The following is a 26,216-nucleotide window of genomic DNA, read 5'->3' as shown; positions in this document are numbered from 1 at the left end:
GGACAGGGTACTGCATGATCGTAAAAACGTGGGGTCCTGATGGGAATTCTGTCCTGATTCCAGTCGTTGTTTCCTTCGGACGGGGCACCCGACACCGGAGAGTCCGTCCATAGTCCGCGCCCGATCCATCTGTAAGGGAGCACGCATGGCAACCCGTGCCGTCGCCCGTAATCAGTCCGCCGCCGGTGGTGGCGCTGATGGGGCCAACAGTGTTCGCGCCTCAGGCGGGGAGATCGCCGATCGCGACCTGGTCGGCATGTATCTCGACGAGATCGCCCGCACCCCGCTGCTGGACGCGGCGAAGGAGGTCGAGCTTTCCCAGTCCATCGAAGCGGGGGTGTACGCCCAGCAGATCCTGGACGGGGAGGTTGAGGACACCCCTGCCGCAGGTGCGAGCCGCGAGGAGCTGGAGGCGATAGCCGCCGAAGGTGCCCGCGCCAAGGACATCTTCATCCGCTCCAATCTGCGCCTCGTCGTGGCTGTGGCGCGCCGCTATCCGCGCAGTGGGCTGCCATTGCTCGACCTGATCCAGGAGGGCAACGCGGGCCTGGTGCGCGCGGTGGAGAAGTTCGACTACACGAAGGGCTTCAAGTTCTCGACCTATGCCACATGGTGGATCCGTCAGGCCATCACGCGCTCGATCGCGGATCAGTCCCGTACGATCCGGCTGCCCGTCCATCTGGTCGAGGAACTCGGCCGGATCCGCCGGGTGCAGCGGGAGTTCAACCGTGAGCACGGCCGCGAGCCGGAGCACGCCGAGATCGCCGAGGAGCTCGGCTCCACGATGGAGCGGGTCTCGGATGTGCTCGACTGGGCCCGCGACCCGGTCAGTCTGAACATGTCGGTCGACGACGAAGGGGAGACCCAGTTCGGCGATCTGCTGGAGGACACCTCGGCCGTCTCGCCCGAGCAGTCGGTGATGACGCTGCTGCGCAGCGAGGAGCTGGAGGACCTGATCGGCCGCCTCGACGACCGCACCGCCTCCATCATCAAGGCGCGGTACGGCATCGACGACGGCCGGGAGCGCACCCTGACCGAGGTCGGCAAGCAGCATGGCCTCACGCGTGAGCGGATCCGCCAGATCGAGAAGCACGCATTGCTTGAGCTGAAGAAGATGGCCCGCCAGACCGGTTTCGACGCAGCGGCTTGAGTTCTCAGGCCAGCAGACCCCAGCCACCAGATCCCCTCCAACCCCTGGACCGAGCCCCGGCGCCTCCCCCCCCGGCGTCGGGGCTCGCTTCTGTCTGTGGGGTTCCGGGGATCGAGGGAGCGACTGGTCAGACGGCGAAGCCGCCGTCCACGGCGATCGACGCCCCGGTGATGTAGCGGCCGCTGTCGCCCGCGAGATGGGCCACGGTCGCCGCGATCTCCGTGGTGCGGCCGTAGCGGCCGAGCGCGGTGAAGCCGCTCTGGAATGCGGCGTTCTCACCGTCGGCCGGGTTCATATCGGTGTCCACGGGGCCGGGGTGGATCAGGTTGGCCGTGATCCCGCGCGGGCCGAGCTCACGGGCCAGGGCCTTGGTGAGGCCGGTGAGCGCGGTCTTGCTGGTCGCGTAGAGGCTGCCGCCGGGGAAGGCGACCCGCTCGGCCATACAGCTGCCGATGTTGATGATCCGCCCGCCGTCGGCCATATGCGCGGTGGCCGCCTGCGCCAGGAGGAACGGCGCCCGGACATTCACGGCGAAGACCCGGTCCACATCGTCCAGCGACAGCTCGGCGATGGGGCCGAGGACGCCGACGCCCGCGTTGTTGACCAGGATGTCCAGGCGGCCGAACTCGGCGGCGGTCCCCTCCACGGCGGCCCGCACCGCCCGCGCGTCGGCACCGTCCGTCTGCACGGCCAGGCCGCGGCGGCCGAGCATCTTGATCCGGTCGACGACGTCCGCCGCGCGTTCGGCCTGGCTGTGGTAGGTCAGGGCGACATCGGCGCCCTCCTCGGCGAGCCGGATCGCCACGGCCTCGCCGATGCCCCGGCTGCCGCCGGTGACCAGGGCCGCCTTGCCGTCGAGTGTCATGACTTCTCCTCTATTCCTTGTATTTCTGTTATGCGATGAAGATTCCGCTATGTGGTGGTCCCTGAGGACATGACTCGATCCTGGCCGGGCGGGCCGCGGAAGTCCGGCGGGATTCGGACGGTGCGCTGCGGCGATGGGCGGGAGGCGGCGGTCAGAGGCAGCGGTCAGGGCCAGCGGCCAGGGGCGGGTCGGCCAGGGGCGGGGCGGCCAGGGCGTGAGGCGGCCGGGGGGCGCTGAGCGGTCGCGACCCACGAAACATGCCCGGTCGAGTTTGTTTCGTGCCCGAGTCTGTTTACTTTCCTGCATCGTCCACGTAATCTGGCCGCGAAATCACAGGTTCGGGCATGGAAGGGACGTAAACCCACATGTACGCACCGGAGCGTCAGCAGGAGATTCTCCGGCTCGCCCGCGAGAGCGGGCGGGTGGATGTCCTGTCCCTCGCCGAGGAGTTCCAGGTCACCGCCGAGACCGTACGGCGTGATCTGCGCGCCCTCGACCGGGCGGGGCTCGTCCGCCGTGTGCACGGGGGCGCCATCCCGGCCGGACGGCTGGACTTCGAGCCCGATCTCGCCGAGCGCGAGTCCACCGCCGCCGATGAGAAGGACCGCATCGCGCGGGCCGCCATCGCCGAGCTGCCGTCCGACGGCAGCGTGATCATCGACGCGGGCTCCACGGCGGCCCGGTTCGCCGCCGCCCTCCCGCTGGAGGCCAAGCTCACCGTCGTCACCCACGCCCTGCCGGTCGCCGCCCGCCTCGCCGACCACCCCGGTATCGCGCTGCACCTCGTCGGCGGGCGGGTCCGCCACCGCACCCGGGCCGCCGTGGACGCGTGGGCGCTGCGTGGCTACGGCGAGATCAAGGCCGATGTGGTCTTCCTCGCCACCAACGGCTTCTCCTTGGACGGCGGGCTCACCACGCCCGATCTCGCGGAGGGCGCGGTCAAGAGCGCCATGATCGCGGCGGCCCGGCGGGTGGTGCTGCTCGCGGACTCCGCCAAGTTCGGCCGGGAGCACTTCGCCCGGTTCGGCGGCCTGGACGATGTCGATCTGCTCATCACGGACACCGGGCTCAGCCCGCAGGACGCCCTGGCCATCGAGCGCCAGGGCACGGAAGTGGCACGCGCATGATTCTTACCGTCACCCCCAACCCCAGCCTGGACCGTACGTACGAGATCCCCGCGCTGGAGCGCGGCGCCGTGCTGCGGGCCACGGCCGACCGGGTCGACCCCGGCGGGAAGGGCGTCAATGTCTCGCGCGCCGTGGCCGCCGCGGGGCAGCGCACGGTGGCCGTGCTGCCGCTCGGCGGACCGGAGGGCGCGCTGCTCGCCCGGCTGCTGGAGGAGCTGGGCATCGAGGCGGCGGGCGTGCCCGTGGCGGGCTCGACGCGGGTCAACATCTCCGTGGCCGAACCGGACGGCACCCTCACCAAGCTCAACGCGAGCGGGCCCGAACTGAGCGACGCCGAGGCCGAGGCGGTGCTGGAGGCCGTCCGCACGAGGGTCGAGAGCGCCGACTGGATCGCCTGCTGCGGCAGCCTGCCCCGGGGGCTCGCCCCTGAGTGGTACGCCGAGCTGGTGGCACGGGCCCACCGGGCGGGCGCCCGGATCGCCCTCGACACCTCCGGCCCCTCGCTGACCGCCGCCCTGCGCGAGCGCCCCGATGTGGTGAAGCCCAACGCCGAGGAGCTGGCCCAGGCCGTGGGCCGTCCGCTGGTCACCGTGGGCGAGGCGGTCAAGGCAGCCGAGGAACTGCGCGGGCTGGGGGCCCGTGCCGTACTCGCCAGCCTGGGTGCCGACGGCCAACTGCTGGTCGACGAGACCGGCGCGTACTTCGGCACCGCACGGGTCACCACCGTGCGCAGCAACGTCGGCGCGGGCGACGCCTCGCTCGCCGGATTCCTCGCGGCGGGCGGCTCCGGGCCCGCCGCACTCGCCTCGGCCGTGGCCCATGGAGCGGCCGCGGTGCAGCTGCCGGGCAGTGCCATGCCGACCCCGGCCGACCTTGACCCGTCCGCCGTGGTCACCACGTCGGACATCCCGCTGGACCGTGTGCTCAAGGAGCCCGCGTGACCGGCCGACCCCACTCCCACCCCCCAATCCCCACTCCGTCCGCCCGCCTCCCCCAGGGCGGCACCGCACACAAGGGAGCCGCGAGATGAGTGAGCTGATCACCGCGGATCTGGTCGACCTTGACCTGTCCGCCGACACCAAGGAAGCCGCCGCCCGGTCGCTCGCCGAACGCATGGTCGAGGCCGGACGGGTCACCGACCTCGACGGCTTTCTCGCCGATGTGGCGGCGCGCGAGGAGCAGATGCCGACCGGCCTGGACGGCGGCATCGGCATACCCCACTGCCGCAGCGCCCATGTCACCGAGCCGACCCTGGCCTTCGGGCGCAGCGCGGCCCGGATCGACTTCGGCGCGGCGGACGGGCCGGCCGATCTGGTCTTCCTGATCGCCGCCCCGGCGGGCGCGGACAGCGACCATCTGACGATCCTGTCGAGCCTGGCGCGGCAGCTGATGAACGCCGACTTCACCGCTGCGCTGCGCTCGGCCGATCAGCCCGAACGGGTGGCCGCCCTGATCCGCGGCGATGAGACCGCTGCTGCTGAGCCTGCCGCGGCTGAGTCCGCTACGGCTGGGCCCGCCGCTGTGGAGCCGGCTCCGGCTGAGCCTGCCGCCTCCGGCTCGGCCGCGGCCTCCGCTGCCTCCCAGACCGTGTCGGAGCCGGTGGCCCCCTTCCGGATCGTGGCCGTCACGTCCTGTCCCACCGGTATCGCCCACACCTATATGGCCGCCGAGTCGCTGGAGAACGCCGCTCGCGAGGCCGGGGTCGAGCTGGTGGTCGAGACCCAGGGCTCGGCCGGATTCGACAAGCTTCCCGCCGCCACCATCGCCGCCGCCGACGCGGTGGTCTTCGCGCACGATGTGGAGGTGCGGGAGAAGGCCCGCTTCGCGGGCAAGCCGACGGTGGACGTCGGGGTGAAGGCGGCCATCAACCGCCCCGCCGAGCTCATCGCCGAGGCGCGCGGGAAGGCCGCGCGGGGTGAGATCGCCGCACCGGCCGACGGCGCGGCGGAGGGCTCCGCGCCGATGGACGCGGACGGTGCCGCCGGTGACGGCTTCGGCACCCGGCTGCGCAAGTGGCTGATGACGGGCGTCAGTTACATGGTCCCGTTCGTCGCCGCGGGCGGTCTGCTGATCGCGCTCGCCTTCGCGATCGGCGGCTACGAGATCGCGAGCGCCAAGTCCGTGGCGGATCACTTCGTCTGGACCGAGACCAGCAGCTGGGCGGCGCTGCTCTTCCAGATCGGCAGTGCGGCGTTCACCTTCCTGGTGCCGGTCCTGGCGGGCTATATCGCCTACGGCATGGCCGACCGGCCCGGTCTGGTCCCCGGCTTCGTGGGCGGCTACATCGCGACCACCATCAAGGCCGGATTCCTCGGCGGTCTGGTCGCGGGTCTGATCGCGGGCGCGGTCGTCATGGCCATCCAGCGGTTCAAGGTCCCGGCGTCGCTGCGCGGCATCATGCCGGTGGTGGTGATCCCGCTGGTCTCCTCCGCGATCGTCGGTGTCCTGATGTTCGTGGTGATCGGCAAGCCCATCGCCTCCGCACAGTCGGCGATGACCGACTGGCTCAACGGCCTCTCCGGCGCCAACGCCATCGGTCTCGGCGTCCTCCTCGGCCTGATGATGTGCTTCGACCTGGGTGGCCCGGTGAACAAGGTGGCCTACGCCTTCGCGACCGGCGGTATCGCGGTGTCGGACCCCTCCACCGGAAGCCTCAAGATCATGGCCGCGGTGATGGCCGCCGGTATGGTCCCGCCGCTGGCGATGGCCCTCGCCACCACCGTGCGCGGACGGCTGTTCACCAAGACCGAGCGGGAGAACGGCAAGGCCGCCTGGGTGCTGGGTGCCTCCTTCATCAGTGAAGGTGCCATTCCGTTCGCCGCGGCGGATCCGCTGCGGGTGATCCCCTCCTCGATGGTGGGCGGTGCCGTCACCGGCGCGCTGTCGATGGCGTTCGACTGCACGCTGCGCGCCCCGCACGGCGGCATCTTCGTGGTCCCGCTGATCGGCCAGCCGTTCCTCTACCTGCTGGCCATCGTGGCGGGCACGGTGGTCTCGACCGGTCTTGTGGTCTTCCTCAAGGGGCTGCGGAAGACGGCGGAGCCGGAGGCCACCGGCCAGGCGGGCGGCGGCACCGCGGGCGGCACCACCGAGGACGAGTCGAAGGTGGCGGTGGCGGTCTGACCGCATCTCAGCCACCCCCTGTCGGGCCCGGCGGCCTGCCCACGTCCGTGGGCGGGCCGCCGGTCTCCGTGGGCAGACCGCGCGAGGCGTAATAGGCGCCGAGCGCGGCCTCGCCACCCGAGCCCATGGCGGTCACGATCCGCTGGAAGCGGACCGACCGCAGATCACCGGCGGTGAAGACCCGGGGATGCTGGCTCGCGGGAGGGCAGTATCCGGACCGGTCGGTGGCCACGTCCCCGGCCGGGGGCGCCGGGGCGCTGCCCAGGTTGAGGAAGGCGAGATCGGCCGTGAGGACCCGCCGCTCGCCCTCCACCGTCTCGACCTCGGCGGTGACCGGTGCCGACGCGGGCCCAGGCCCCAACTCCAGCCGCCGCACGGGCACCAACTCCACCCGGGGGTCCCGCCGGATCTCCTCGGTCTTGTAGGCGTCCTCGGGCGGATACACCACCACAAGGCGGGCCTTGAGCGCCGGATGGGCCCGCGCCACGGTCCCCAGGGGCCGGTCCGCCCCCAGGACCAGCACCGTCCGGTCGTCGATCGCCGCCGGATCCGCCTCCCACAGCTGCGGCAGCGCCCGGCCCGCCACGCCCCCGAGCCATCCCGCGCCCCCGGGTCCCAACGGCCCGACCCCCGTGGCGACGACCACATAGGGAGCGGTCAGCCGCGAGCCAGGAGCCCGATCGGACCCCGCAGCCTCCACGGTTTCCACAGGCTCCACGGACTCCACAGGCTCGACCGTGACCTCGACGCGGTCGTCGAAGGCATCGATCAACGTGGCACGGCGGCCCAGCTCCACCCGGCACAGGTCACAGCGCGCCAGGTCGGCCTCGATCGCCGCCGCCAGATCCGGGCCGTTGGTGACGGTGAGGACATTGCGCACCACCGGGATGCGCCGCAGCGCCCCGCACAGGGCGTCGCCCGACTCGATCAGCACCGAGCGCATCCCCACGCTCGCCGCCATCACGGCGGCGGCGCAACCCGCCGGGCCACCGCCGACGATCAGCAGATCCGTATCCATCCGAAGCCCCCCTTCTCTTCGTCGCTCCCGCCGCTTCTCCCGGCCGGACGCTTCCTTCCCCCGGCCCCCGCGGATCAGAGGCCGTACAGATCCCGGTACGCGGGGAAGACACCGCCCGGGCCGTCCACGGTCTCCGCCGCGAGCACCGCCTTGACCACCGCCCGGGTCAGCACATCCGCCCCGGCCGCCAGCACCTCGTTCAGCGCGCCGCTCTCCCGGTGCACCCCGAACGCCGGATCGCCGGCGTCCTCGGGGCGGCCCTCCGGTATCAGCGGGCGCCCGCAGGTGGCCAGGGCGAAGACCGTGTCGCCGTCGGAGAGCAGATGCACCGGCCGGACGGCCCGCGCCAGACCGTCGTGTGCCGTCCCCGCGAGCTTCTGCGCCTGGGCCCGGGTGAGCACGGCGTCGGTGGCGACCACGGCCAGCGTGGTGTTCAGCGGAGGCCGCACCGACGCGGCCTGCCGCCGCTCCGATTCGGCCCGCGCGGCGGTCAGCCGGCGCATCGCCTCCACGTGCACGGCCGCGCCGGGCCGGTGCGGCTCGCCCTCCTCCGACGGCCCGTAGTGCTCCCCGTACAGCGCACCCGTACCGGGGTCGACGACCGATCCCGCGGCGTTGACCGCCACGAGCGCGGCCACCGTGACGCCGGACGGCAGCACTGTGGAGGCCGAACCGGTGCCGCCCTTGAGCCCACCGGCCACCGCGCCCGTGCCCGCCCCCACATTGCCCTGCGCGACCGGAGCCCCCGTTTCCGAGCCGGCCGCCGCCCCGATCGCCTCGCGCCCCAGCGCGGCGTCCGGGCGGGCCCGCCAATCGCCGCCCCGGCCCAGGTCGAACAGGGCGGCGGCCGGGACCACGGGAACAACCTGCGCCGGATCGGGGCCGACCCGGAAGCCCCGGCCGTGGTCCTCCAGCCAGGAGGCCACCCCCGAGGCGCTGTCGAGCCCGAAGGCGCTGCCGCCGGTCAGCACGACGGCATCGATGCGCTGGACCAGATTGCGCGGATCGAGGGCATCGGTCTCCCGGGTGCCGGGGCCACCGCCGCGCACATCGACGGCGGCGACCGCACCGCCCTCGGGGGCCAGCACCACGGTCGTCCCGGTGAGCCGGCCGCCGCCGGACCGCTGGGCATGGCCCACCCGCAGTCCGCGGACGTCCGTCAGGCCGTCGGCCGGACCGGTGGGAGTTGATTCGGGGTTTGTCCGCTCGGCATCCATGGAAGCTATGCGTAGCACGGGAAGCCGTGGCATGGTCGAGTAGCGAGGCGCGTACCACCCCCGTATGCGCATTCCCGCGATCGCCGCCGAAGCGCGCCGGACGGGTTGAGGACCCCTCATATAGAGGGCGTTCATCAGACGTTGATGGCCTGACAGCAATCTGAGCTGTATGCCGTTCGCCCCCGTCCGAAAGAAGACCGCCGTGCCCCGTAGCTCTCGGACGGAGGAGCTCCCGACACTGGCCGCCGACCCTCGGCGGGCCGCCCGGGTGGCCCTCCGCTGGATCAGTGAGCCCGACTGCACCGAGGAGCTCACCCATGCCGAGCTGCTCGACCAGGCTGCCCGGGCCGCCGCCGCGCTCACCCGGCTCGGCGTCCGTGCCGGGGACCGGGTGGCGGTCCATCTGCCGCTGGTGCCCGAGTCCGTGATCGCCACGCTCGCCTGCGGCCGGCTCGACGTCGTCCGCGCCAGCCTGCCCGTGGGGCTGCGCCCCCATGAGTTGCGCGACCGGATCAGGGAGGTCGGCGCCAAGGTCGTCATCACCGCGGACGCCGGGCAGCACGGCGGGGAGACACAGCCGCTCAAGCGCCACGTCGACCGGGCGCTGACCGGCTGCCCCGAGGTGCGCTCCGTGCTGGTGGTCCACCGGCTGGCCTGCCCGGTGTCCTGGAGGCCCGGGCGTGACCTGTGGTGGCACGACGAGCTCGGCCGGTACACCGAGCCGCTGCCCGGGCCGTACTCTTGAGGCATGAGCACCGCCCCTGCCCCTGGACCGCGCGATCCGGCCGCCGCGCTGAGCTTCGACGATCCCTTCGCGCAGCGGTCATCGGACGATACGGACCACGGGTGGGGTGAGCGGGTTCCCGGCGGCGACAGTGCCGACGATGCCGCTGATCTGGCCCGGTTCCTCGACGAGAAGCCGCCCCACCACCTCTGACGGATTCCTAGGCGCTGGAGCCGCTGCCGCCACCGCCGCTGACGGCCGCGCGCTGTGCCACCAGCTCGTCGCGGATCTCGCGCAGCAGAATGATCTCCTCGGCGTCCGCGACGGCCTGCTCCTCCTCCGCCTTCGCCTCCTTGGCGGCCTTCCGCGCCAGATAGCGTGACATCGGCAGCACCATCAGGAAGTACACCACCGCCGCGGTGATCAGGAAGGTCAGCACGGCGGAGAGCACGCTTCCCCAGAGGATCGGGATGCCGTGGACGATATCGCCCGTGGCGTTGGTCTCGCAGGGCGCCTTGAGGCAGGAGCGGTACTTCTCGAGGTCCTTCGTGCCGAAGGCTCCGACTATGGGGTTGATGAGGCCCTTCACTATCGAATTCACGACGGCGGTGAAAGCGGCTCCGATGACGACCGCGACGGCCAGGTCGATCACATTGCCGCGCATCAGGAAGGCTTTGAACCCTTCCATGACGCTCTTCTTCTCCTCGGTCACCTTCTCCTGGCTCAACCCACTGCCTCTCTTTCGCCGCGTCGGTGCTTGAGCGGACGGTTCCGCAACCTACACCCGCAGGTGAGAGGGGCATCAGGGGAGTCGGGGGAGTCAGCAGCGGCATAGCGTCACCGTCAGTCGGGAGTCGGCCGCGGCCCCGGCCAGCGCGGTGGCGCCCGCTCGCGGAACCGTCAGCACCACCAGCGCCCCGTCGCCGTCCACCGCGCCGTCGAGCGCGCCGCCGTCCAGCGCCTCGTCGCCGCTCGCATCCGCGTCCGGATCGGCCTCCGGTGCGCCGCCGTCGCCTCGGCCGCCCGTCGCGCGGGCGTTCCGGGACCCCGGCACCTCGGCCACCCGGACCCCACGCGCGACCACCCGCGCCGTAGTACCGGACGACCGGGCCCGTGTGGCGTCCGGAAGCGGTGTCGCCAGCACATCCACCCGGTCGCCGGGGTGCAGCAGCCGTACCGCCGCCGCGTCGGCGATCCGGATCGGCGCCGAGACCATGGCGGGGCGCGGGCCGCCCCGCCGCTCCTCACCCGCGGGGGCGGGCGCCCGCGAGGTCACCGCATCCGTGTGCCCCCGGCCGGACGGTGCAGCGGCCGCGAGTGCGGCGGCCGTCAGCGCCAGCCCGACCGCCATCGCGCGGCGGCGGCGCCGCACGACCCGCCGCAGCCCGAATCCGCCGGCGCGCCCGGTGCGCACCGGATCGAAGCGGGGCACGGCACGGGTCGGGGGAGCGGAGCGGGGTAACGCGAGGGTGGGGGACGGATGGGACATGGCACATCACCGCCTGCCGTGAGGGTCCGGGTGCTTCTGGCCCCCTCACCATGCCCGCCCCCGCCCGATCCCGCTGGGGCCTGTGGATGGCCACCGGCCTGTGGACAACTCGGTCACCCGCGCGAGCGATGCCCGCCCCACGGTGAGCGCGATGCCCGCCCCACAGTGAGCGCGATGCCCGCCCCATGACGGGCCCGATACCCGCCCCGCAGCGGGCGAGAACCGGCCCTGAGCGTTGCGCGCGGGCACCCGCCGCGCCCCGCACCGGCTGGGCGCGGCGGGTCACACAGCCGCCCGCTTCAAACGGCGCCAGTGTCGTCGTCCGGCTGCCCCGCGCCGCGCCTACGGAAGTTCGATCCCCAGGTCCCAGCCGTCGTGGGCGTGAGTGCACAGGCAGTCCCGTGCGGAGGTCTCCGGCAGCCTGCCCACCGCGTCGAAGAGCACCTCGCGCAGTCGGCCCACGTTCTCCCCGAAGACCTTCAGCACTTCGGTGTGGGTGACGCCCTCGCCGGTCTCGACCCCCGCGTCCAGATCGGTGACCAGCGTCAACGACGTGTAGCAGAGGCCCAGTTCACGGGCGAGCACCGCCTCCGGGTGGCCCGTCATGCCGACCACCGACCAGCCCTGCGCCGCATGCCAGCGCGATTCGGCGCGAGTGGAGAAGCGCGGCCCCTCGATCACGCACATCGTCCCGCCGTCCACCGGCTCCCAGCCGCGTCCGCGCGCCGCGTCCACGGCCGCCTTCCGCCCCACCGGGCAGTACGGGTCGGCGAACGTGGTGTGCACCACGTTCGGAATCCGGCCGTCCGGCAGCTGCTCGCCGTCGAAGTAGGTCTGTGTACGCCCCTTCGTGCGGTCCACCAGCTGGTCCGGGACGAGCAGCGTGCCAGGTCCGTACTCCGGCTGCAGCCCGCCGACCGCGCATGGGCCGAAAACCTGTCGTACGCCGAGCGAACGCAGGGCCCAGAGGTTGGCGCGGTAGTTGATGCGGTGCGGCGGCAGATGGTGCTTGCGGCCGTGCCGAGGGAGGAAGGCGACCCGCCGTCCCTTGATGTCGCCGAGGACGAGCGAGTCGCTCGGCGCCCCATAGGGAGTCTCCATGGTGATCTCGGTCACGTCGTCGAGGAACGTGTAGAACCCCGATCCCCCGATGACCCCTATGTCTGCTTGCCTGCTGGTCTCGACCATGTGATCACCCTAGCCACCCGCGCCCACGCGAACGACACCCCGCCGCCTCCCGGTGGAGGTGACAGGGTGTCGATGAAGCCGAAGAACCAGGCGGCCCGATCAGGCGGCCGAGCTCGACGTCGAGGACGACGAAGACGACGAGGTCGACGCCGACGACGAAGACGTCGAGGAGGAGGACGAGGACGACGAGTCCGAGGACGAGGAGTCCGAGGATGAAGAGGACGACGAGCCGGAGCCCTCGCTCTTCGCCGCCGCCTTGCTGGAGCCGCCGCTCGAGGTGCTGGAGGAGGAGCGGCTGTCGTTCCGGTAGAAGCCGGAGCCCTTGAACACGATGCCGACCGCCGAGAACACCTTCTTCAGGCGTCCCTTGCAGTTCGGGCAGTCGGTGAGCGCGTCGTCGGTGAACTTCTGCACCGCCTCGAGGCCCTCGCCGCACTCGGTGCACTGGTACTGGTAGGTCGGCACGTTCTTCCTCCTGGCACTCTCACTCAATGAGTGCTAACGACGCTCCATAGTGCAGTATTCCCGCCCGTCAGTCCACTGGGACGAGACATACGGTGATCGAACACACCGCCTGAGGCAGCCTCCGGCAGGCCCCCTCAACCCGCTCCCGTGCCCAGCCAGCCCGCCAGCTTGCCGCCCCGGCCCACCGCCCGCAGCCGCCGCTCCGCCGCGTCGCGCACCGGGTCCGTGGCCACCACCAGCAGCTCGTCGCCGCGCCGCAGCACGGTCGAGGGCAGCGGTACGAAGCTGGTCTCGTCCCGGACCACCAGGGTGACCGCGGCCCCCGGGGGCAGCCGCAGCTCGCCGACCTCGACGCCGTGCATCTTGGACGACTGGGGGATCGACACCGACAGCAGATGGCCGCGCAGCCGCTCCAGTGGCGCCGACTCGATGCCGAGGTCGGCCGGCTCGGGCTCCTCGAGCCGCAGCCGGGGGGCGAGCCAGGGCAGCGTCGGCCCCTGGATCAGGGTGTAGACGATCACCAGCACGAAGACGATGTTGAAGATCCGGCGGCTGTCGGGCACATCGCTGACCATCGGGATGGTCGCCAGCACGATCGGCACCGCCCCGCGCAGCCCCGCCCAGGACAGCAGCGCCTTCTCCCGCCAGGGCAGCCGGAACGGCGCCGTGCTGAGCAGGACCGACACCGGACGGGCCACCACGGTCAGCACCAGCCCCACCGCGAGGGCGGGCAGGATGTCGTCGCCCAGTTCGTGCGGGGTGACCAGCAGCCCCAGCAGGACGAACATCCCGATCTGGGCGAGCCAGCCCAGCCCCTCGGCGAAGCCGCGCGTCGCCGGCCAGTGCGGCAGCCGTGCGTTGCCCATGATGAGCGAGGCGAGGTAGACGGCGAGGAAGCCGGACCCGTGCGCCAGCGAACCCTCCGCGTAGGCGGTCACCGCGATGGCGATCACCGCGATCGGGTACAGACCCGAGGCGGGCAGCGCCACATGCCGCAGGCCGTAGGCGCCCAGCCAGCCGACCGCGATGCCGATCACCGCGCCGATCGCCAGCTCCAGGGCGATCGTGCCGATCAGGGCGTACCAGGACTCCATGGGGCCCTGGGTGGAGAAGGCGACCACCAGGATCACCACAGGGGCGTCGTTGAAGCCTGACTCGGCCTCCAGGACGCCCGTGAGCCGCTTGGGCAGCGGCACCGTGCGCAGCACCGAGAAGACCGCCGCCGCGTCCGTGGACGACACCACCGCGCCGATGATCAGCGCCTGCCGCCAGTCCAGTCCCACCACATAGTGCCCTGCCGCCGCGGTGATCCCCACGCTGACCGCGACGCCCACGGTGGACAGGACGGCGGCCACCGGCAGGGCGGGTTTGATCTCGCCCCACTTCGTGCCCAGACCGCCTTCGGCCAGGATGACGACCAGCGCGGTGTAGCCGAGGATCTGCGTCAGCTCGGCGTCGTTGAAGGTGACGCCGATCCCGTCCGTGCCGATGGCGACGCCGATCCCGAGATAGATCAGCAGCGTGGGCAGTCCGCTGCGCGATGACACCCTTACGGCCGCCACCGCGAAGAGCAGGACGAGGGCACAGATCAACAGCAGTTCATTGAGGTGGTGAACAGTCAGGGGCCGACCCTTTCTCGCGGGAGCGGAGGGAACGCTGCGAAGGGGTCCCCGCCGACCGGAACTTCATTGCCTTACCTAACATTTTACGGGATCTTGACGCGAGCCTCCCACGAGAAGGCTTCACCGAGGTGTACGAGCCCGGGCGGTGGCCGGTGCAGGGCGTCAGTCATGACTCCGCGTAGGGGCGGCGACAGCGCTGCGCCTATGGTTGCTCCAGCACTCCAGGTTCACCCTGCCCCTCGAAGGACAGCGATGCCCGCCAACACAACCGGCTCTTCTCCCAAAAAGAAGAAGAGCCGACGTCTCCGCCTGATCGTGATCGCAGTCGTGCTGCTGCTCGTCGGGGGCGTCGGCTACGGCGCGTACTGGAGCATCAGTACAGTTCGAGCCTCATTCCCGGAGACCACGGGATCGCTGCAGCTGAAGGGGTTGTCCGGCCCCGTGCAGGTCAAACGTGACGGCTATGGGATACCTCAGATCTACGCCGGCACCCCCGAGGACCTCTTCCGCGCCCAGGGCTTCGTGCAGGCCCAGGACCGCTTCTGGGAGATGGATGTCCGCCGCCATATGACCGCGGGCCGGCTCTCGGAGATGTTCGGTTCCGGCCAGGTGGAGACCGACGCGTTCCTGCGTACCATGGGCTGGCACCGGGTGGCCCAGCAGGAGTACGACACCAAGGTGTCGGCCGCCACCAAGAAGTATCTGCGGGCCTACTCCGACGGCGTCAACGCCTACCTCAAGGACCACCAAGGGGACGCGCTGTCCGTCGAGTACGCGGCCCTGGACTTCAAGAACGACGGCTACAAGCCGGAGAAGTGGACCCCGGTCGACTCGTTGGCGTGGCTGAAGGCGATGGCCTGGGACCTGCGCGGCAACATGCAGGACGAGGTGGACCGCGCCCTGGCCTCCAACCGGCTCAGCGCCAAGCAGATAGACCAGCTCTACCCGTCCTACCCGTACAGCCGGAACAAGCCGATCGTCCAGGGCGGCGCCGTCAACGAGGTCACGGACGAGTTCGACCCCAAGGGCACCCCGGCCGGCTCCACGGGCGGCACGGGCGGCACCGGCACGGTGGGCGGAGGGGTCACCGGAGCCACTCAGGGGCTGCAGACGCAGCTGTCCTCGCTCTCCAAGACCCTGGACGACGTCCCGGCGCTGCTGGGCCCGAACGGGACCGGTATCGGCTCCAACTCATGGGTGGTCTCCGGCAAGTACACGACCACCGGCAAGCCGCTGCTCGCCAACGACCCGCACCTGGCGCCCCAGCTGCCGTCCGTCTGGTACCAGATGGGGCTGCACTGCAAGCAGGTCAGCAGCGCGTGTCCGTACGACACGGCGGGCTTCACCTTCGCCGGTCTGCCCGGTGTGGTCATAGGTCACAATCAGGACATCAGCTGGGGCATGACCAACCTCGGCGCCGATGTGAGCGACCTGTACCTGGAGAAGGTCACCTCCGACGGTTATCTCTACGACGGCAAGCAGGTCCCCTTCACCACCCGCGAGGAGACCATCAAGGTCGCGGGCGGCGCGAGCCGTAAGATCACCGTCCGCACCACCAACAACGGACCGATCGTCTCCGACCGCGACGACGAGCTCGCCGACGTCGGCAAGAGCGCCCCGGTGGGCACCGGCGCCGATGACGTGGCCCCCGACCGCGGCGACGGCTACGCGGTGGCGCTGAAGTGGACCGCGCTCACCCCGTCCAACACCATGGACTCGGTCTTCAAGCTCAACACGGCCAAGAACTTCAGCGACTTCCGTAAGGCGGCCCGCGACTTCGCGGTCCCCTCCCAGAACCTCATCTACGCCGACACCAAGGGCAACATCGGATACCAGGCGCCCGGCCGGATCCCGGTGCGCTCCAAGGGCGACGGCCGCTACCCGGCGCCCGGCTGGGACTCGCGCTACAAGTGGAGCAAGTACATCCCGCAGTCGGCGCTGCCCTGGGAGCTCAACCCGGATCGCGGCTATATCGTCACCGCCAACCAGGCCGTCATAGACAAGAAGAACTACCCGTATCTGCTGACCGACGACTGGGGCTACGGTGCGCGGAGCCAGCGCATCACCGACCTCATCGAGTCGAAGGTCAAGGACGGCGGGAAGATCTCCACGGACGACATGCAGTCCCTGCAGATGGACAACAGCAGCGAGGTCGCCAAGCTGCTGACGCCCTATCTGCTGAAGATCGACGTCAAGGACGACTACGTACGCCAGGCCCAGAAGCTGCTGGAGAGCTGGGACTACACCCAGGACTCGGACTCGGCGGCCGCCGCGTACTTCAACGCCGTCTGGCGCAACACCCTCAAGCTGGCCTTCGGCGACAAGCTCCCCAAGGAGCTGCGGGTCAAGGGGGAGTGCCTGCGGGTGCGCCCGGCCGACGACTCGGGCCCGCTGGAGGACCTGAACGGCAACGCCCGGCTGGTGCGCGAATGCGGTAAGCGCGACCCGGACATGGCCCAGCCCGACGGCGGCGACCGCTGGTACGAGGTCGTGCGCACCATCATCAAGGACCCGAAGAACGACTGGTGGAAGACGGCGGGCACCCGCAACAAGCCCGGCGCCACCAACCGTGACGAGCTGCTGGCGCAGGCCATGCGGGCCGCGCGCTCGGAGCTCACCGCCAAGCTGGGCAAGGACATCAACAGCTGGAGCTGGGGGCGTCTGCACCGGCTGACGCTGAAGAACCAGACCCTGGGCACCGACGGCCCCGGCGTGGTGCAGTGGCTCCTCAACCGGGGCCCGTGGAACCTCTCCGGCGGCGAGGCGGCGGTCAACGCCACCGGCTGGAACGCGGCGGGCGGCTACGACGTCACCTGGGTCCCCTCGATGCGGATGGTCGTCAACCTCGACAACCTCGACAAGTCGCGCTGGATCAACCTCACCGGCGCCTCCGGCCACGCCTACAACGCGCACTACACGGACCAGACCGAGAAGTGGGCGAAGGGTGAGCTGCTGCCCTGGGCGTTCAGCAAGAGCGCCGTGGACAAGTCGACGGAGGACGAGCTGGCGCTCACCCCGTAGTGCCCCACATGGAGCACCCGGGCCCCGCACGGGGCCCCGAAGGGCCCGGCGGCCGTCTGAGGGGCGTTTCCGCCCCCGGCGGTCCCCGGGCCCGTCCGACCCTCGCGGCCCCGCCGACAGGCGCCTCCGGGCGCCTTCAGCGGGGCCGCGGCGTGAAGCGGTGGAGGCCCGACGGCGTCACCGCCGCGTGCACCGGACGGTCGTGGGCCTCCCCGGGCACCTCGTCCAGCAGTTCGCCGTCGTACAGCAGCACCACCAGCGCCGGATCGGCCCCCGCCGCCGCCAGCCGGGCCAGCACCCGGTCGTACGAGCCGCCGCCGCGGCCCAGCCGCATCCCGCGCCGGTCCACTGCGAGCCCGGGCAGCAGCACCACGTCCGCCCCGGTCACCGCCTCGGGCCCGAGCCGCGGCCCCTGGGGCTCCAGCAGGCCGCGCCGGGCGGGCGCCAGCCGCCCGGGCCCCGCGTCCTCGCCCCAGTCGAGATCGTCGTCCTCGAGCAGCACCGGAAGCAGCACCCGGACCCCGCGGGCGCGCAGAGCCTCCCTCACGGCGTGCGTACCGGGCTCGCTGCCCACGGACACATAGGCCGCCACCGTGGCCGCCCCGGCGAGCTCGGGAAGCTCCAGTGCACGACACGCCAGAGCGGCGCCGGCCGTCTCGATGTCATCCGCCGTCAACCTGGACCTCATCGTCAGGTGACGTCTCCGCAATGCACGCTTACTAGCGTCGGTGTTGATCACTGGGTGCGCAATCTCCCTGTCTCATGCCATATTCACCGAATACTCATCATCTGCCCCAAAGGCACCGGATAGGGTTCGGTACATGACTCAATCGCGTACTCGGATCAGCAAGGCTGTCATCCCTGCCGCGGGACTCGGAACCCGCTTTCTTCCGGCCACCAAGGCCACCCCCAAGGAGATGCTGCCGGTCGTCGACAAGCCGGCGATCCAGTACGTCGTCGAGGAAGCAGTCACCGCCGGACTGTCCGACGTCCTCATGATCACCGGTCGTAACAAGCGACCCCTGGAAGACCACTTCGACCGCAACTACGAGCTCGAAGAGGCCCTGACCCGCAAGGGCGACGAGACCCGACTCGCCCGCGTCCAGGAGTCCAGCGACCTGGCGACCATGCACTACGTCCGCCAGGGAGCCCCCAGGGGTCTCGGCCACGCCGTGCTCTGTGCCGCCCCGCACGTCGGTGACCAGCCCTTTGCCGTCCTCCTCGGCGACGACCTCATCGATGCCCGCGACCCGCTCCTGGCCCGCATGGTCGACGTCCAGGAGCGGCACGGTGGCAGCGTCATCGCCCTGATGGAGGTGGACCCGGCACAGATCCACCTCTATGGCTGCGCGGCCGTCAAGCCGACCGTGGACGACGACGTCGTCCAGGTCACCGGCCTGGTCGAGAAGCCCGACCCCGCGGACGCGCCCAGCAACTACGCCGTCATCGGCCGCTATGTGCTCGACCCGGCCGTCTTCGGGGTGCTGCGCGAGACCGAGCCGGGCCGCGGTGGCGAGATCCAGCTCACCGACGCCCTGCAGGCGCTAGCCTCCAGTCCGGACCTCGGCGGCCCGGTGCACGGCGTCGTCTTCAAGGGGCGCCGCTACGACACAGGCGACCGTGGCGACTATCTGCGTGCCATTGTCAGACTCGCGTGCGAACGTGAAGACCTGGGCCCGGAGTTCCGGGAATGGCTTCGCAGTTACGTCACCGAGGAGATGTAGCACCTTGAGCAGCACCGCAGAACGGGCCGCCGACCGCGGCCCGGACCAGGACCGGGTCTGGACGGTGGCCGAGCACCTCGACGACATCCTCGGGCACGTCCATCCGCTGGAGCCGATCGAGCTGCAGTTGCTCGAGGCCCAGGGCTGCGTCCTGGTGGAGGACGTCACCGTCCCCGGCGCGCTTCCGCCGTTCGACAACAGCTCCATGGACGGCTATGCGGTCCGTACGGCTGACGTCGCGGCCGCGACCGAGGACCATCCCGCGGTGCTGACCGTCGTCGGCGACATCGCGGCGGGCAGCGGTGACCTGCCCGCCGTGGGCCCGGGCGAGGCGGCCCGGATCATGACCGGCGCCCCGGTCCCGCCCGGCGGTCAGGCCATCGTCCCCGTCGAGTGGACCGACGGCGGCCTCGACAGCGGACCGGTGACCCATATGCCCGCGCGGGGCTCGGACCCCCACGGCGGAAGCGGCAGGGTGCGCGTCTTCCGCCCGGTGCGGGAGGGCCAGCATGTGCGCACCCGGGGCAGCGACGCGGACGCGGGCGAGCTCGCGCTGCGCGCCGGCACGGTCCTGGGCGCCTCGCAGCTCGGGCTGCTGGCCGCGCTCGGCCGCGCCACCGTGATGGTGCGGCCCCGGCCGCGGGTGGTGGTGCTCTCCACCGGCAGCGAGCTGGTCCAGCCCGGTGAGGAGGCGGGCCCCGGCCGGATCCACGACTCCAACAGCTTCCAGCTCACGGCCGCCGCCAGGGAGGCCGGCGCGATCGCCTACCGGGTGGGCGCGGTGGCCGACGACGCCGCCACGCTGCGCGCCGCCGTCGAGGACCAGCTGGTCCGCGCCGACGTCGTCGTCACCAGCGGCGGGGTCAGCGTCGGCGCCTATGACGTGGTCAAGGAGGCGATGCACGAGGTGCACTTCCGCAAGCTGGCCATGCAGCCCGGCAAGCCCCAGGGCTTCGGCCGCGTCGGCCCGGAGAACACCCCGCTGATGGCCCTGCCCGGCAACCCGGTGAGCTCGTACGTCTCCTTCGAGCTCTTCGTACGCCCCGTGATCCGCACCATGCTGGGGAGCACCGACGTCCACCGCACCATCGCCCAGGCGGTCTGCCCCGAGGGCGTCGCCTCCTCGCCCAAGGACAGGCGCCAGTTCCTGCGCGGCTGGTACGAGCCGGCCACGCTCGACGGGCCGGCCACCGTCAGCCCGGTGGGCGGCGCGGGATCGCACCTGATCAAGGCCATGGCGCACGCCAACGCGCTGATCGTCGTCCCCGAGGACGTCACCGAGGTCGCCCCCGGCGCCGAGGTTGACGTCGTCCTGCTGGCCTAGCCGCCGACCGCGGCGGGTACGGTGTCGTCCCACACAGGAGCCACCTGGCCCGGACCGGGAGAACGATGAGCAGCGCCCAGGACCATCTCACCCACCTCGACCCGTCGGGCGCCGCCCGCATGGTCGACGTCTCGGCCAAGGACGTCACCGCGCGCACCGCCCGGGCGAGCGGCCGCGTGCGCGTCGCGCCGCGCGTCGTGGAACTGCTGCGCGGCGAGGGCCTCCCCAAGGGCGACGCCCTCGCCACCGCCCGGATCGCGGGCATCATGGGCGCCAAGCGCACCCCGGACCTGATCCCGCTGTGCCATCCGCTCGCGGTGTCGGGCGTCACGGTGGACCTCGAGGTCGCCGACGACGCCGTCGAGATCACCGCCACCGTGAAGACCACGGATCGCACGGGCGTGGAGATGGAGGCCCTGACGGCCGTCTCGGTCGCCGCCCTGACCGTGATCGACATGGTCAAGGCCGTCGACAAGGGAGCCGTCATCACCGACGTCCGGGTGGAGGAGAAGACCGGCGGCAAATCCGGCGACTGGAGCCGGGCATGAGCGGCTCGGCGGAGCCACGCCGCGCCCTGGTCGTCACCGCCTCCAACCGCGCCGCCGCCGGGGTCTACGCCGACACCGGCGGCCCGCTGATCGCCGAGGGGCTGGACGGGCTCGGCTTCGCCGTGGACGGTCCGCGCGTGGTGCCCGACGGCGATCCGGTGGAGGCCGCCCTGCGGGACGCCGTGGCCGCCTCGTACGACGTCGTGGTGACCACCGGCGGCACCGGTCTCACCCCCACCGACCGCACCCCGGAGGCCACCCGCCGGGTCCTGGACTACGAGATCCCGGGGATCGCGGAGGCCATCCGCGCCGAGGGGCTCGCCAAGGTGCCCACCGCCGCGCTCTCCCGGGGGCTGGCCGGGGTCGCCGGCACGACCCTGGTCGTCAATCTGCCCGGCTCCACCGGAGGGGTGCGTGACGGCCTTAAGGTGCTCGGCCGCCTCCTGGTCCACGCGGTCGACCAGATCCACGGCGGGGACCACCGCAGACCCGCCGATTCCGCCGCCCCCGCCGATGATCCTGCCGATCCCGCGGGGCAGGCCGGGAGCGCGCGCTGAACGCCCCCTGGCCGGTCGTGCTGGCGGACGGCGACACCGTCCTCCGCCCCATAAAGCTGCGCGACCAGCGCGCCTGGCGCGAGGTCAACCAACGCAACCGGGAGTGGCTGCGGCGCTGGGAGGCGACCATCCCGCCGCCCTCGCCGGGCGGCCCCGTGACCCACCGGCCCACCTACCGGCAGATGGTCCGCCATCTGCGGGCGGAGGCGCACGCGGGGCGGATGCTGCCGTTCATCATCGAGTACCAGGGGCGGCTGGCCGGGCAGTTGACGGTCGCCGGGATCACCTGGGGGTCGATGTGCTCGGGCCATGTCGGCTATTGGATCGACCAGGCGGTGGCCGGGCGCGGAGTGATGCCGACCGCGGTCGCGCTCGCCGTCGACCATTGCTTCCGCACTGTCGGACTGCACCGCATCGAGGTGTGTATCCGGCCGGAGAACCTGCCCAGCCGCCGGGTGGTGGAGAAACTCGGATTCCGGCAGGAAGGTCTGCGGCCGCGCTATCTCCACATCGACGGCGCATGGCGCGACCACCTGGTCTACGCGCTCACGGTGGAGGAACTGTCCGAGGGGCTGCTGAACCGGTGGCACAGGACCCGACCAGGCGCATCGCAGAAATGAAATATCTGTTCGAATAGCGGGAGAACATTTCCAACCTGGTCATCCCAACAATCACAAAAAACTTTCGAGATATCAGCCAGATCGTGCGACACACCGCGCCAATTGGCAGATGGCCTCATGCGGACCCCTCTACCGTGTGAGCGTGAGCAGCAGTGGCCTCATCTACGCAGTCATCGTCGGGGCCTGGGCCGCCTATTTGGTGCCGATGTGGCTTCGTAGGCAGGACGAGCTCAATGAGGCCCGTCCGACGGAACGCTTCAGCACCGCCATCCGGCTGCTGTCCGGACGGGCGGGCATGGAGCGCCGTTACGCCAAGAGCCGCGCGGACCTCGAGCGCCCCGGGGACCCGGCGGACGACCCCGCCGAGCGCACCGCCGAGGACGCGGACGCCCCCGCCACGGGTGGCGCCCCCGTCGAGCCGGGGCGCTACGTGGCCGACCCGGAAGCGGTGACCGACGCGGTCGACGTCCGGGCCTTCGCCGAGCCCGTGACCCTGCGCGCCCCCGCCCCCACGGGCGCCGACGCCCCCGCCGAGGGCGCGTCGGCACCGGCGGCCGGGGGCGGGAGCGGCGCGCGGGGCGCGGGCGCCGGAGGTGCGAGCGGTGCGCGGGGCGCGGGCGCCGGGGGTGCGAGCGGTGCGCGCGGCGCGAACGGCGGAGGCTGGAGCGCGCTGGACCGTGGACGGCGCGCCCGAGTGCTCGCGCGCCGCCGCCGCACCACCGTGATCCTCTTCGTCGCCTTCACCCTCGGCGCGATCGTCGCGGCCGTCGGCGGCCTCGCTTTCCTGTGGGTCCCGGGCATCCCGGCCATACTGCTCAGCGCCTATATCGCCTACCTCCGCGCCCAGGAGCGCCGCCGCTTCGCCTTCACCATGGACCAGCGCCACGCCGAGCAGGCCGCGCAGCGGCTGCGTGAGCGCCGTCGGCGGGCCCATCCGCCCGCCGAGGGCCCCTCCGCCGAGGACTGCCCCGCAGGCCCTGCCGCCCCCGCCGAGGCCGAGCCCGCCCCCGTAAAGGCGCCCTCGCCGCACGCGGCCGGGCGCCGGGCGCTGGTGGAGCAGACCGATCACGCCGAGTGGGTGGACCAGGAGCGCGAGCGCGAGCGGGGCCCGGCCGCCGGGGAGGGCTGGGAGCCGGTGCCCGTCCCGCTGCCCACCTACGTCACCGCCCCGGTCGCCCCGCGCGCCACCGGAAGCGTCGACCTGGCCGCCCCCGACGCCTGGAGCTCCGCCCGCTCCAGCACCGTGGACCCCGCCTCCGCTCATGACCCCGCCCCGGCCCCGGATCCGGTCGCCGCCCCACCCCGCGGCACCCGCGACCGCGGCCGCACCCCCCTCTTCGACCAGTACGCCGACGAGGACCGGCCGCGTGCTGCCAACGAGTGACAGGCCCTTCACTGACCAGCGGGGAACGGATTACCAAGCACCCCGGAGGGGATGCTAGAGTTTCACTCGTTGCAAGGGCCTGTGGCGCAGACTGGTAGCGCACCTCGTTCGCATCGAGGGGGTCAGGGGTTCAAATCCCCTCAGGTCCACCGCAGCTCAAAGCCTCCGCCGGGGAAACCTGGCGGGGGCTTTTTCGTGCCGTACAGCAGCGAAGTACAGCAACCGCTTCCGACTACTTCCGGTCTTGCTTGCCCAGGTGCTTGCCGAGCCTCCGCAGCGCCTTACGGGTGGCCTCGGACGGGACGTGCGTGTAGATCTCCATGGTCACCGCGATCTTGCTGTGCCGGAGGTTCTCGGCGTGACGGGGCGGCGGCTAGGAGGAGGCTTGCGCGGGCGGGCCGGTGAGGTGGGTGCGGGCCGACCGCCGGAACGCCGCGAGCAACCGGTTGGGGTCGGCGGCGCGGGTGGCCAGCACGACGTGACCGGGATCGACGCCGCGCAGGGGGATCGTGGTGATGTCGGGGCGCAGGCGGGCGGTGGCCGGCATGATGGCCACCGCCTGTCCCGAAGCGACGAATTCCAGCTTGTCCTCGGCCACTTGGGCCAGCGGACCGCCGGGGGCGGGGCGTCCGTCGGGGCGGGGGTCGATGCGCCAGTAGGCGTTCCATGCCGGGTCGGGCACCCGGGGCAGGGGCTCGTCAGCGATGTCGTCGAGTGTGACCGATTCCCTGCCGGCCAAGGAGTGGTCGAGGGGGACCGCCAGCACGCGGGCCTCGTCGTACAGGGTGGTGACCGCCAGGCCGTCGGTGGTCAGTGGCAGCCGGGTGACCACAGCGTCGACACGGTGATCAAGCAGTGCCTCGCGTGGGCTGTCCCAGCTGAGGTACGAGGTGTGGATGTCGGCGTCCGGGTGGTGGTGGCGCATGTGGCGTACGGCGGCGGTGATGAGCAGGTCCGCGGTGTAGCCGATGGTGATGCGCTGCGGTTGTGCCGCTGTGCGGGCAGCGGCCGCGGCGTGAGCGGCCGAGCGGAGCAACGCCTTGGCGCGGGGCAGGAACGCTTCGCCCGCTTCGGTGAGTCGGCTGCCCCGGGCGGTTCGTTCAAGCAGCCGGGCGCCGACCTGCGTCTCCAGCTTGCTGATCTGCCGGCTCAGTGAGGGCTGTGTGATGCGCAGCTGCTCGGCGGCGCTGACGAACCGCCGGTGTTCCGCGAGCACGGTGAAGTACCGCACCAGGCGCAGGTCGAGGTCCGCCGACGGTTTGGGCATGGAAGAAGCGTATCGCGGCACCATGGCGCCGCTCGGTACGGGAAAAGCCGCGACGTGCAGGTATGCCTGTTTCGTATAGCTCGATACGGATCAGGGCTTGGACATGGGGAGGGGGGTCGCCGCAATATCGGCGACACGGAGCGGGTGTGCGGGGTGGCTGCACCGGCTCGCTCTCGTTTTTGCGCTCCGGCGGGTTTTCGGGACGCCGCTCGCGTCGCATCGTTCCCCGTCGACCTCGTGGAAGGGTTCTTCATGTGCCAGGACTTCGCCGGTCAGACCGTGCTGATCACCGGTTCGACAAGCGGTATCGGCCGCGAGACGGCGCGGCGGTTCGCTGCCTGCGGTGCCCGCGTCATCATCACCGGCCGGGACAGGGCCCGTGGGGAGGAAGCGGTCGCCGTGATCGCCCAGGACGGCGGTCGTGCCCACTTCGTCGCTGCGGACCTGGCCGATGCCGATAGCGTGCTCCGGCTCGCCCATCAGGCACTCGACCTCGGCGGTGGGCATGTGGATGTGCTGGTCAACAATGCCGGCCTGCTCTCCTATGCGGCCACCGTGGACGTCAAGGTCGATGAGTTCGACACCGTCATGGCGGTCAACGTCCGCGCCGCGCTGTTGCTGGTGGGCGCACTGGCGCCGAGGATGGCCGAGCGTGGTGACGGCGCGATCGTCAACGTCACGACGATCGTGGCCAACCGGGGTATCCCCGGGTTTTCTCTGTACGGTTCCAGCAAGGCGGCGTTGCAGATGCTCACCAAGTCCTGGGCGGCGGAGTTCGGTTCCGCCGGGGTGCGGGTCAACGCCGTCAGCCCCGGTCCCACCCGCACGGAGGGCATGGCGGGCTATGACGACATGCTGGAGGCGACGGCCGCGCAAGCACCGGCCAACCAGGTCGGCACGCCGCAGGACGTCGCTCGCGCGATCGTCTTCCTCGCGTCACCCGACGCCGGGATGATCCACGGCGCCGTCCTGCCCGTCGACGGTGGGCGGCTCGCTGTCTGATGACAGCGCCGCCCCGCACCCTGCCGTATCACCGCGTTGTGGCCTGAACCAGTGAATATGTGACGTCCCGGTCAGAATGTCGCCTCTGCGCGGGACGGAAATCCGGCGGGGGCTTTCTGGTTTTGTATGGCGGGGATCAGGGGGAGCGGTTTTCCACGCTGACCATCCAGGCATGCTTTTCCAGGGAGTCGATGATCGCATGCAGTAGGTCGGCCGTGGAGGGGTCCTCGCTGTCGACCTGGTCGTGGAGAGTGCGGAGGGTGTCGACGGTGGCGCGCAGGCGGGCGGTGACGAGGTCGACGACGGCGCTCACGCTCACCTCGCCCGCCGGGAACGCGGGGAGTGTGGTGGTCGCCGCCACGGTGTCGGAGCGGCCGTCCGGGATGGCCGCCAGGGCGCGCATGCGTTCGGCGATGGTGTCGGCCGACTCGCGGGCGTCGTCCACGATCTGATCCAGTTGAAGGTGCAGGTCCCGGAAGTTGTGGCCGACCACGTTCCAGTGGGCCTGCTTGCCCTGGAGATGCAGTTCGACGAGGTCCACCACGATCTGCTGCAACGCTTGGGCGAGCTGCGGCGAGGCCGTGAATCCGGCGACATCGCTCTCCGGACGTCGGGAACCCCCAGAAGAGGCCATGGCGTGTCTCCTTCGAAAGCGCCGCAGAGCAGACCCCTGGCACAGGGGCCCGTGTTCGTATGCGATCAAGCCTTGAGGAGGTCTCTCCGCGCCGCCACCGCGCTTGATCCGCTCGGGTGGACATCCGGCCGCCGGCGCGGGGCACGG

The 26,216-nt window shown here is 71.4% G+C and carries 25 protein-coding genes and 1 tRNA gene; 15 read left to right on the top strand and 11 right to left on the bottom strand.

What is annotated here, in order from left to right:
* Nucleotides 1-145: 145 nt before the first annotated feature.
* Entirely contained in the window at nucleotides 146-1,150 is a 1,005-nt protein-coding gene (locus tag ACZ6TD_RS19760; RefSeq protein WP_210951328.1) for a sigma-70 family RNA polymerase sigma factor, read from the top strand.
* 127 nt (nucleotides 1,151-1,277) lie between these two features.
* Here the strand turns inward: ACZ6TD_RS19760 and ACZ6TD_RS19755 are convergent, their stop codons facing one another.
* A complete protein-coding gene (locus tag ACZ6TD_RS19755; RefSeq protein ID WP_471355782.1) occupies nucleotides 1,278-2,015 on the bottom strand; it encodes an SDR family NAD(P)-dependent oxidoreductase in 738 nt (245 codons plus the stop codon).
* A 365-nt stretch (nucleotides 2,016-2,380) separates the two neighbouring features.
* On the opposite strand from ACZ6TD_RS19755, the gene ACZ6TD_RS19750 reads away from it, so the two are divergent.
* The 3 genes from ACZ6TD_RS19750 to ACZ6TD_RS19740 all read left to right on the top strand — a co-directional run bounded on the left by ACZ6TD_RS19750 (nucleotide 2,381) and on the right by ACZ6TD_RS19740 (nucleotide 6,265).
* Complete coding sequence (locus tag ACZ6TD_RS19750; RefSeq protein WP_137979202.1) at nucleotides 2,381-3,142, top strand: DeoR/GlpR family DNA-binding transcription regulator; 762 nt, start codon at nucleotides 2,381-2,383, stop codon at nucleotides 3,140-3,142.
* Nucleotides 3,139-4,083 (top strand): 1-phosphofructokinase, encoded by a 945-nt coding sequence (gene pfkB, locus ACZ6TD_RS19745; protein WP_471355780.1) that lies wholly within the window; start codon nucleotides 3,139-3,141, stop codon nucleotides 4,081-4,083. The genes ACZ6TD_RS19750 and pfkB overlap by 4 nt, the downstream gene beginning before the upstream one ends.
* A gap of 85 nt (nucleotides 4,084-4,168) precedes the next feature.
* Complete coding sequence (locus ACZ6TD_RS19740; RefSeq protein ID WP_471355778.1) at nucleotides 4,169-6,265, top strand: PTS fructose transporter subunit IIABC; 2,097 nt, start codon at nucleotides 4,169-4,171, stop codon at nucleotides 6,263-6,265.
* 7 nt (nucleotides 6,266-6,272) lie between these two features.
* Here the strand turns inward: ACZ6TD_RS19740 and ACZ6TD_RS19735 are convergent, their stop codons facing one another.
* Complete coding sequence (locus tag ACZ6TD_RS19735) at nucleotides 6,273-7,283, bottom strand: FAD-dependent oxidoreductase (RefSeq protein WP_471355776.1); 1,011 nt, start codon at nucleotides 7,281-7,283, stop codon at nucleotides 6,273-6,275.
* Nucleotides 7,284-7,357: 74 nt separating this feature from the next.
* Entirely contained in the window at nucleotides 7,358-8,500 is a 1,143-nt protein-coding gene (locus ACZ6TD_RS19730) for a P1 family peptidase (protein WP_471355774.1), read from the bottom strand.
* 202 nt (nucleotides 8,501-8,702) lie between these two features.
* Between ACZ6TD_RS19730 and ACZ6TD_RS19725 the strand changes: the two genes are divergently transcribed.
* Both ACZ6TD_RS19725 and ACZ6TD_RS19720 read left to right on the top strand, forming a co-directional pair.
* Nucleotides 8,703-9,245: an AMP-binding protein gene (locus ACZ6TD_RS19725; protein WP_471355771.1), complete on the top strand. Its 543-nt coding sequence runs from the start codon at nucleotides 8,703-8,705 to the stop codon at nucleotides 9,243-9,245.
* A 3-nt stretch (nucleotides 9,246-9,248) separates the two neighbouring features.
* Complete coding sequence (locus tag ACZ6TD_RS19720) at nucleotides 9,249-9,437, top strand: hypothetical protein (protein ID WP_078559050.1); 189 nt, start codon at nucleotides 9,249-9,251, stop codon at nucleotides 9,435-9,437.
* A gap of 7 nt (nucleotides 9,438-9,444) precedes the next feature.
* On the opposite strand, the gene mscL is transcribed toward ACZ6TD_RS19720, so the two are convergent.
* The 5 genes from mscL to ACZ6TD_RS19695 form a co-directional block, all read right to left on the bottom strand.
* Complete coding sequence (gene mscL, locus ACZ6TD_RS19715) at nucleotides 9,445-9,936, bottom strand: large conductance mechanosensitive channel protein MscL (protein WP_471357900.1); 492 nt, start codon at nucleotides 9,934-9,936, stop codon at nucleotides 9,445-9,447.
* A gap of 108 nt (nucleotides 9,937-10,044) precedes the next feature.
* The gene (locus tag ACZ6TD_RS19710) at nucleotides 10,045-10,713 is read right to left on the bottom strand and encodes an RcpC/CpaB family pilus assembly protein (protein WP_471355769.1); all 669 of its coding nucleotides are present in this window, start codon (nucleotides 10,711-10,713) and stop codon (nucleotides 10,045-10,047) included.
* Nucleotides 10,714-11,055: 342 nt separating this feature from the next.
* Nucleotides 11,056-11,901, bottom strand: coding sequence for an S-methyl-5'-thioadenosine phosphorylase (locus ACZ6TD_RS19705; RefSeq protein ID WP_471355767.1), 846 nt, complete (start codon nucleotides 11,899-11,901; stop codon nucleotides 11,056-11,058).
* A 99-nt stretch (nucleotides 11,902-12,000) separates the two neighbouring features.
* The gene (locus ACZ6TD_RS19700) at nucleotides 12,001-12,366 is read right to left on the bottom strand and encodes an FmdB family zinc ribbon protein (protein WP_471355765.1); all 366 of its coding nucleotides are present in this window, start codon (nucleotides 12,364-12,366) and stop codon (nucleotides 12,001-12,003) included.
* A 134-nt stretch (nucleotides 12,367-12,500) separates the two neighbouring features.
* Nucleotides 12,501-13,964 carry a potassium/proton antiporter gene (locus tag ACZ6TD_RS19695; RefSeq protein ID WP_471357897.1) on the bottom strand — a complete coding sequence of 488 codons (1,464 nt, stop codon included), beginning with the start codon at nucleotides 13,962-13,964 and terminating at the stop codon, nucleotides 12,501-12,503.
* 276 nt (nucleotides 13,965-14,240) lie between these two features.
* On the opposite strand from ACZ6TD_RS19695, the gene ACZ6TD_RS19690 reads away from it, so the two are divergent.
* Nucleotides 14,241-17,009 (top strand): penicillin acylase family protein, encoded by a 2,769-nt coding sequence (locus ACZ6TD_RS19690; RefSeq protein WP_471355763.1) that lies wholly within the window; start codon nucleotides 14,241-14,243, stop codon nucleotides 17,007-17,009.
* A 136-nt stretch (nucleotides 17,010-17,145) separates the two neighbouring features.
* Here ACZ6TD_RS19690 and ACZ6TD_RS19685 read toward each other — a convergent pair whose 3' ends face one another.
* Nucleotides 17,146-17,697 (bottom strand): 5-formyltetrahydrofolate cyclo-ligase, encoded by a 552-nt coding sequence (locus ACZ6TD_RS19685; RefSeq protein WP_471355761.1) that lies wholly within the window; start codon nucleotides 17,695-17,697, stop codon nucleotides 17,146-17,148.
* A 133-nt stretch (nucleotides 17,698-17,830) separates the two neighbouring features.
* Here ACZ6TD_RS19685 and galU point away from each other — a divergent pair, with 133 nt between their 5' ends.
* From galU to ACZ6TD_RS19650, 7 genes are all read left to right on the top strand, one after another.
* The gene (galU, locus tag ACZ6TD_RS19680) at nucleotides 17,831-18,733 is read left to right on the top strand and encodes a UTP--glucose-1-phosphate uridylyltransferase GalU (RefSeq protein WP_471355759.1); all 903 of its coding nucleotides are present in this window, start codon (nucleotides 17,831-17,833) and stop codon (nucleotides 18,731-18,733) included.
* A 4-nt stretch (nucleotides 18,734-18,737) separates the two neighbouring features.
* Entirely contained in the window at nucleotides 18,738-20,057 is a 1,320-nt protein-coding gene (gene glp / locus ACZ6TD_RS19675; protein WP_471355758.1) for a molybdotransferase-like divisome protein Glp, read from the top strand.
* Nucleotides 20,058-20,122: 65 nt separating this feature from the next.
* Nucleotides 20,123-20,605, top strand: coding sequence for a cyclic pyranopterin monophosphate synthase MoaC (moaC, locus tag ACZ6TD_RS19670; protein WP_138914182.1), 483 nt, complete (start codon nucleotides 20,123-20,125; stop codon nucleotides 20,603-20,605).
* Complete coding sequence (locus tag ACZ6TD_RS19665; RefSeq protein WP_471355756.1) at nucleotides 20,602-21,162, top strand: MogA/MoaB family molybdenum cofactor biosynthesis protein; 561 nt, start codon at nucleotides 20,602-20,604, stop codon at nucleotides 21,160-21,162. Before moaC ends, ACZ6TD_RS19665 begins: the two co-directional genes overlap by 4 nt.
* Entirely contained in the window at nucleotides 21,159-21,782 is a 624-nt protein-coding gene (locus ACZ6TD_RS19660) for a GNAT family N-acetyltransferase (RefSeq protein WP_471357894.1), read from the top strand. Before ACZ6TD_RS19665 ends, ACZ6TD_RS19660 begins: the two co-directional genes overlap by 4 nt.
* A gap of 142 nt (nucleotides 21,783-21,924) precedes the next feature.
* A complete protein-coding gene (gene sepX, locus ACZ6TD_RS19655) occupies nucleotides 21,925-23,166 on the top strand; it encodes a divisome protein SepX/GlpR (protein ID WP_471355753.1) in 1,242 nt (413 codons plus the stop codon).
* Between the two features lie 75 nt (nucleotides 23,167-23,241).
* Nucleotides 23,242-23,315: transfer RNA gene (locus tag ACZ6TD_RS19650), tRNA-Ala, on the top strand.
* Between the two features lie 224 nt (nucleotides 23,316-23,539).
* On the opposite strand, the gene ACZ6TD_RS19645 is transcribed toward ACZ6TD_RS19650, so the two are convergent.
* A complete protein-coding gene (locus ACZ6TD_RS19645; RefSeq protein ID WP_471355750.1) occupies nucleotides 23,540-24,433 on the bottom strand; it encodes a LysR family transcriptional regulator in 894 nt (297 codons plus the stop codon).
* A 153-nt stretch (nucleotides 24,434-24,586) separates the two neighbouring features.
* Between ACZ6TD_RS19645 and ACZ6TD_RS19640 the strand changes: the two genes are divergently transcribed.
* On the top strand, nucleotides 24,587-25,435 hold the full coding sequence (locus ACZ6TD_RS19640; protein WP_471355749.1) for an SDR family NAD(P)-dependent oxidoreductase: 849 nt from the start codon (nucleotides 24,587-24,589) through the stop codon (nucleotides 25,433-25,435).
* 136 nt (nucleotides 25,436-25,571) lie between these two features.
* Here the strand turns inward: ACZ6TD_RS19640 and ACZ6TD_RS19635 are convergent, their stop codons facing one another.
* Nucleotides 25,572-26,069, bottom strand: coding sequence for a Dps family protein (locus tag ACZ6TD_RS19635; RefSeq protein ID WP_471355747.1), 498 nt, complete (start codon nucleotides 26,067-26,069; stop codon nucleotides 25,572-25,574).
* Between the last annotated feature and the right edge of the window lie 147 nt (nucleotides 26,070-26,216).

The sequence above is a fragment of the Streptomyces yongxingensis genome (assembly GCF_055597465.1).
This window is presented reverse-complemented; position numbering and strand designations above follow the sequence as displayed.

Coding starts and splice junctions, on each gene's coding strand:
- ACZ6TD_RS19760 (WP_210951328.1), top strand. CDS start 146: ATGGCAACCCGTGCCGTCGCCCGTAATCAGTCCGCCGCCGGTGGTGGC.
- ACZ6TD_RS19755 (WP_471355782.1), bottom strand. CDS start 2,015: ATGACACTCGACGGCAAGGCGGCCCTGGTCACCGGCGGCAGCCGGGGC.
- ACZ6TD_RS19750 (WP_137979202.1), top strand. CDS start 2,381: ATGTACGCACCGGAGCGTCAGCAGGAGATTCTCCGGCTCGCCCGCGAG.
- pfkB (WP_471355780.1), top strand. CDS start 3,139: ATGATTCTTACCGTCACCCCCAACCCCAGCCTGGACCGTACGTACGAG.
- ACZ6TD_RS19740 (WP_471355778.1), top strand. CDS start 4,169: ATGAGTGAGCTGATCACCGCGGATCTGGTCGACCTTGACCTGTCCGCC.
- ACZ6TD_RS19735 (WP_471355776.1), bottom strand. CDS start 7,283: ATGGATACGGATCTGCTGATCGTCGGCGGTGGCCCGGCGGGTTGCGCC.
- ACZ6TD_RS19730 (WP_471355774.1), bottom strand. CDS start 8,500: ATGGATGCCGAGCGGACAAACCCCGAATCAACTCCCACCGGTCCGGCC.
- ACZ6TD_RS19720 (WP_078559050.1), top strand. CDS start 9,249: ATGAGCACCGCCCCTGCCCCTGGACCGCGCGATCCGGCCGCCGCGCTG.
- ACZ6TD_RS19710 (WP_471355769.1), bottom strand. CDS start 10,713: ATGTCCCATCCGTCCCCCACCCTCGCGTTACCCCGCTCCGCTCCCCCG.
- ACZ6TD_RS19705 (WP_471355767.1), bottom strand. CDS start 11,901: ATGGTCGAGACCAGCAGGCAAGCAGACATAGGGGTCATCGGGGGATCG.
- ACZ6TD_RS19690 (WP_471355763.1), top strand. CDS start 14,241: ATGCCCGCCAACACAACCGGCTCTTCTCCCAAAAAGAAGAAGAGCCGA.
- ACZ6TD_RS19685 (WP_471355761.1), bottom strand. CDS start 17,697: ATGAGGTCCAGGTTGACGGCGGATGACATCGAGACGGCCGGCGCCGCT.
- galU (WP_471355759.1), top strand. CDS start 17,831: ATGACTCAATCGCGTACTCGGATCAGCAAGGCTGTCATCCCTGCCGCG.
- moaC (WP_138914182.1), top strand. CDS start 20,123: ATGAGCAGCGCCCAGGACCATCTCACCCACCTCGACCCGTCGGGCGCC.
- ACZ6TD_RS19665 (WP_471355756.1), top strand. CDS start 20,602: ATGAGCGGCTCGGCGGAGCCACGCCGCGCCCTGGTCGTCACCGCCTCC.
- ACZ6TD_RS19645 (WP_471355750.1), bottom strand. CDS start 24,433: ATGCCCAAACCGTCGGCGGACCTCGACCTGCGCCTGGTGCGGTACTTC.
- ACZ6TD_RS19635 (WP_471355747.1), bottom strand. CDS start 26,069: ATGGCCTCTTCTGGGGGTTCCCGACGTCCGGAGAGCGATGTCGCCGGA.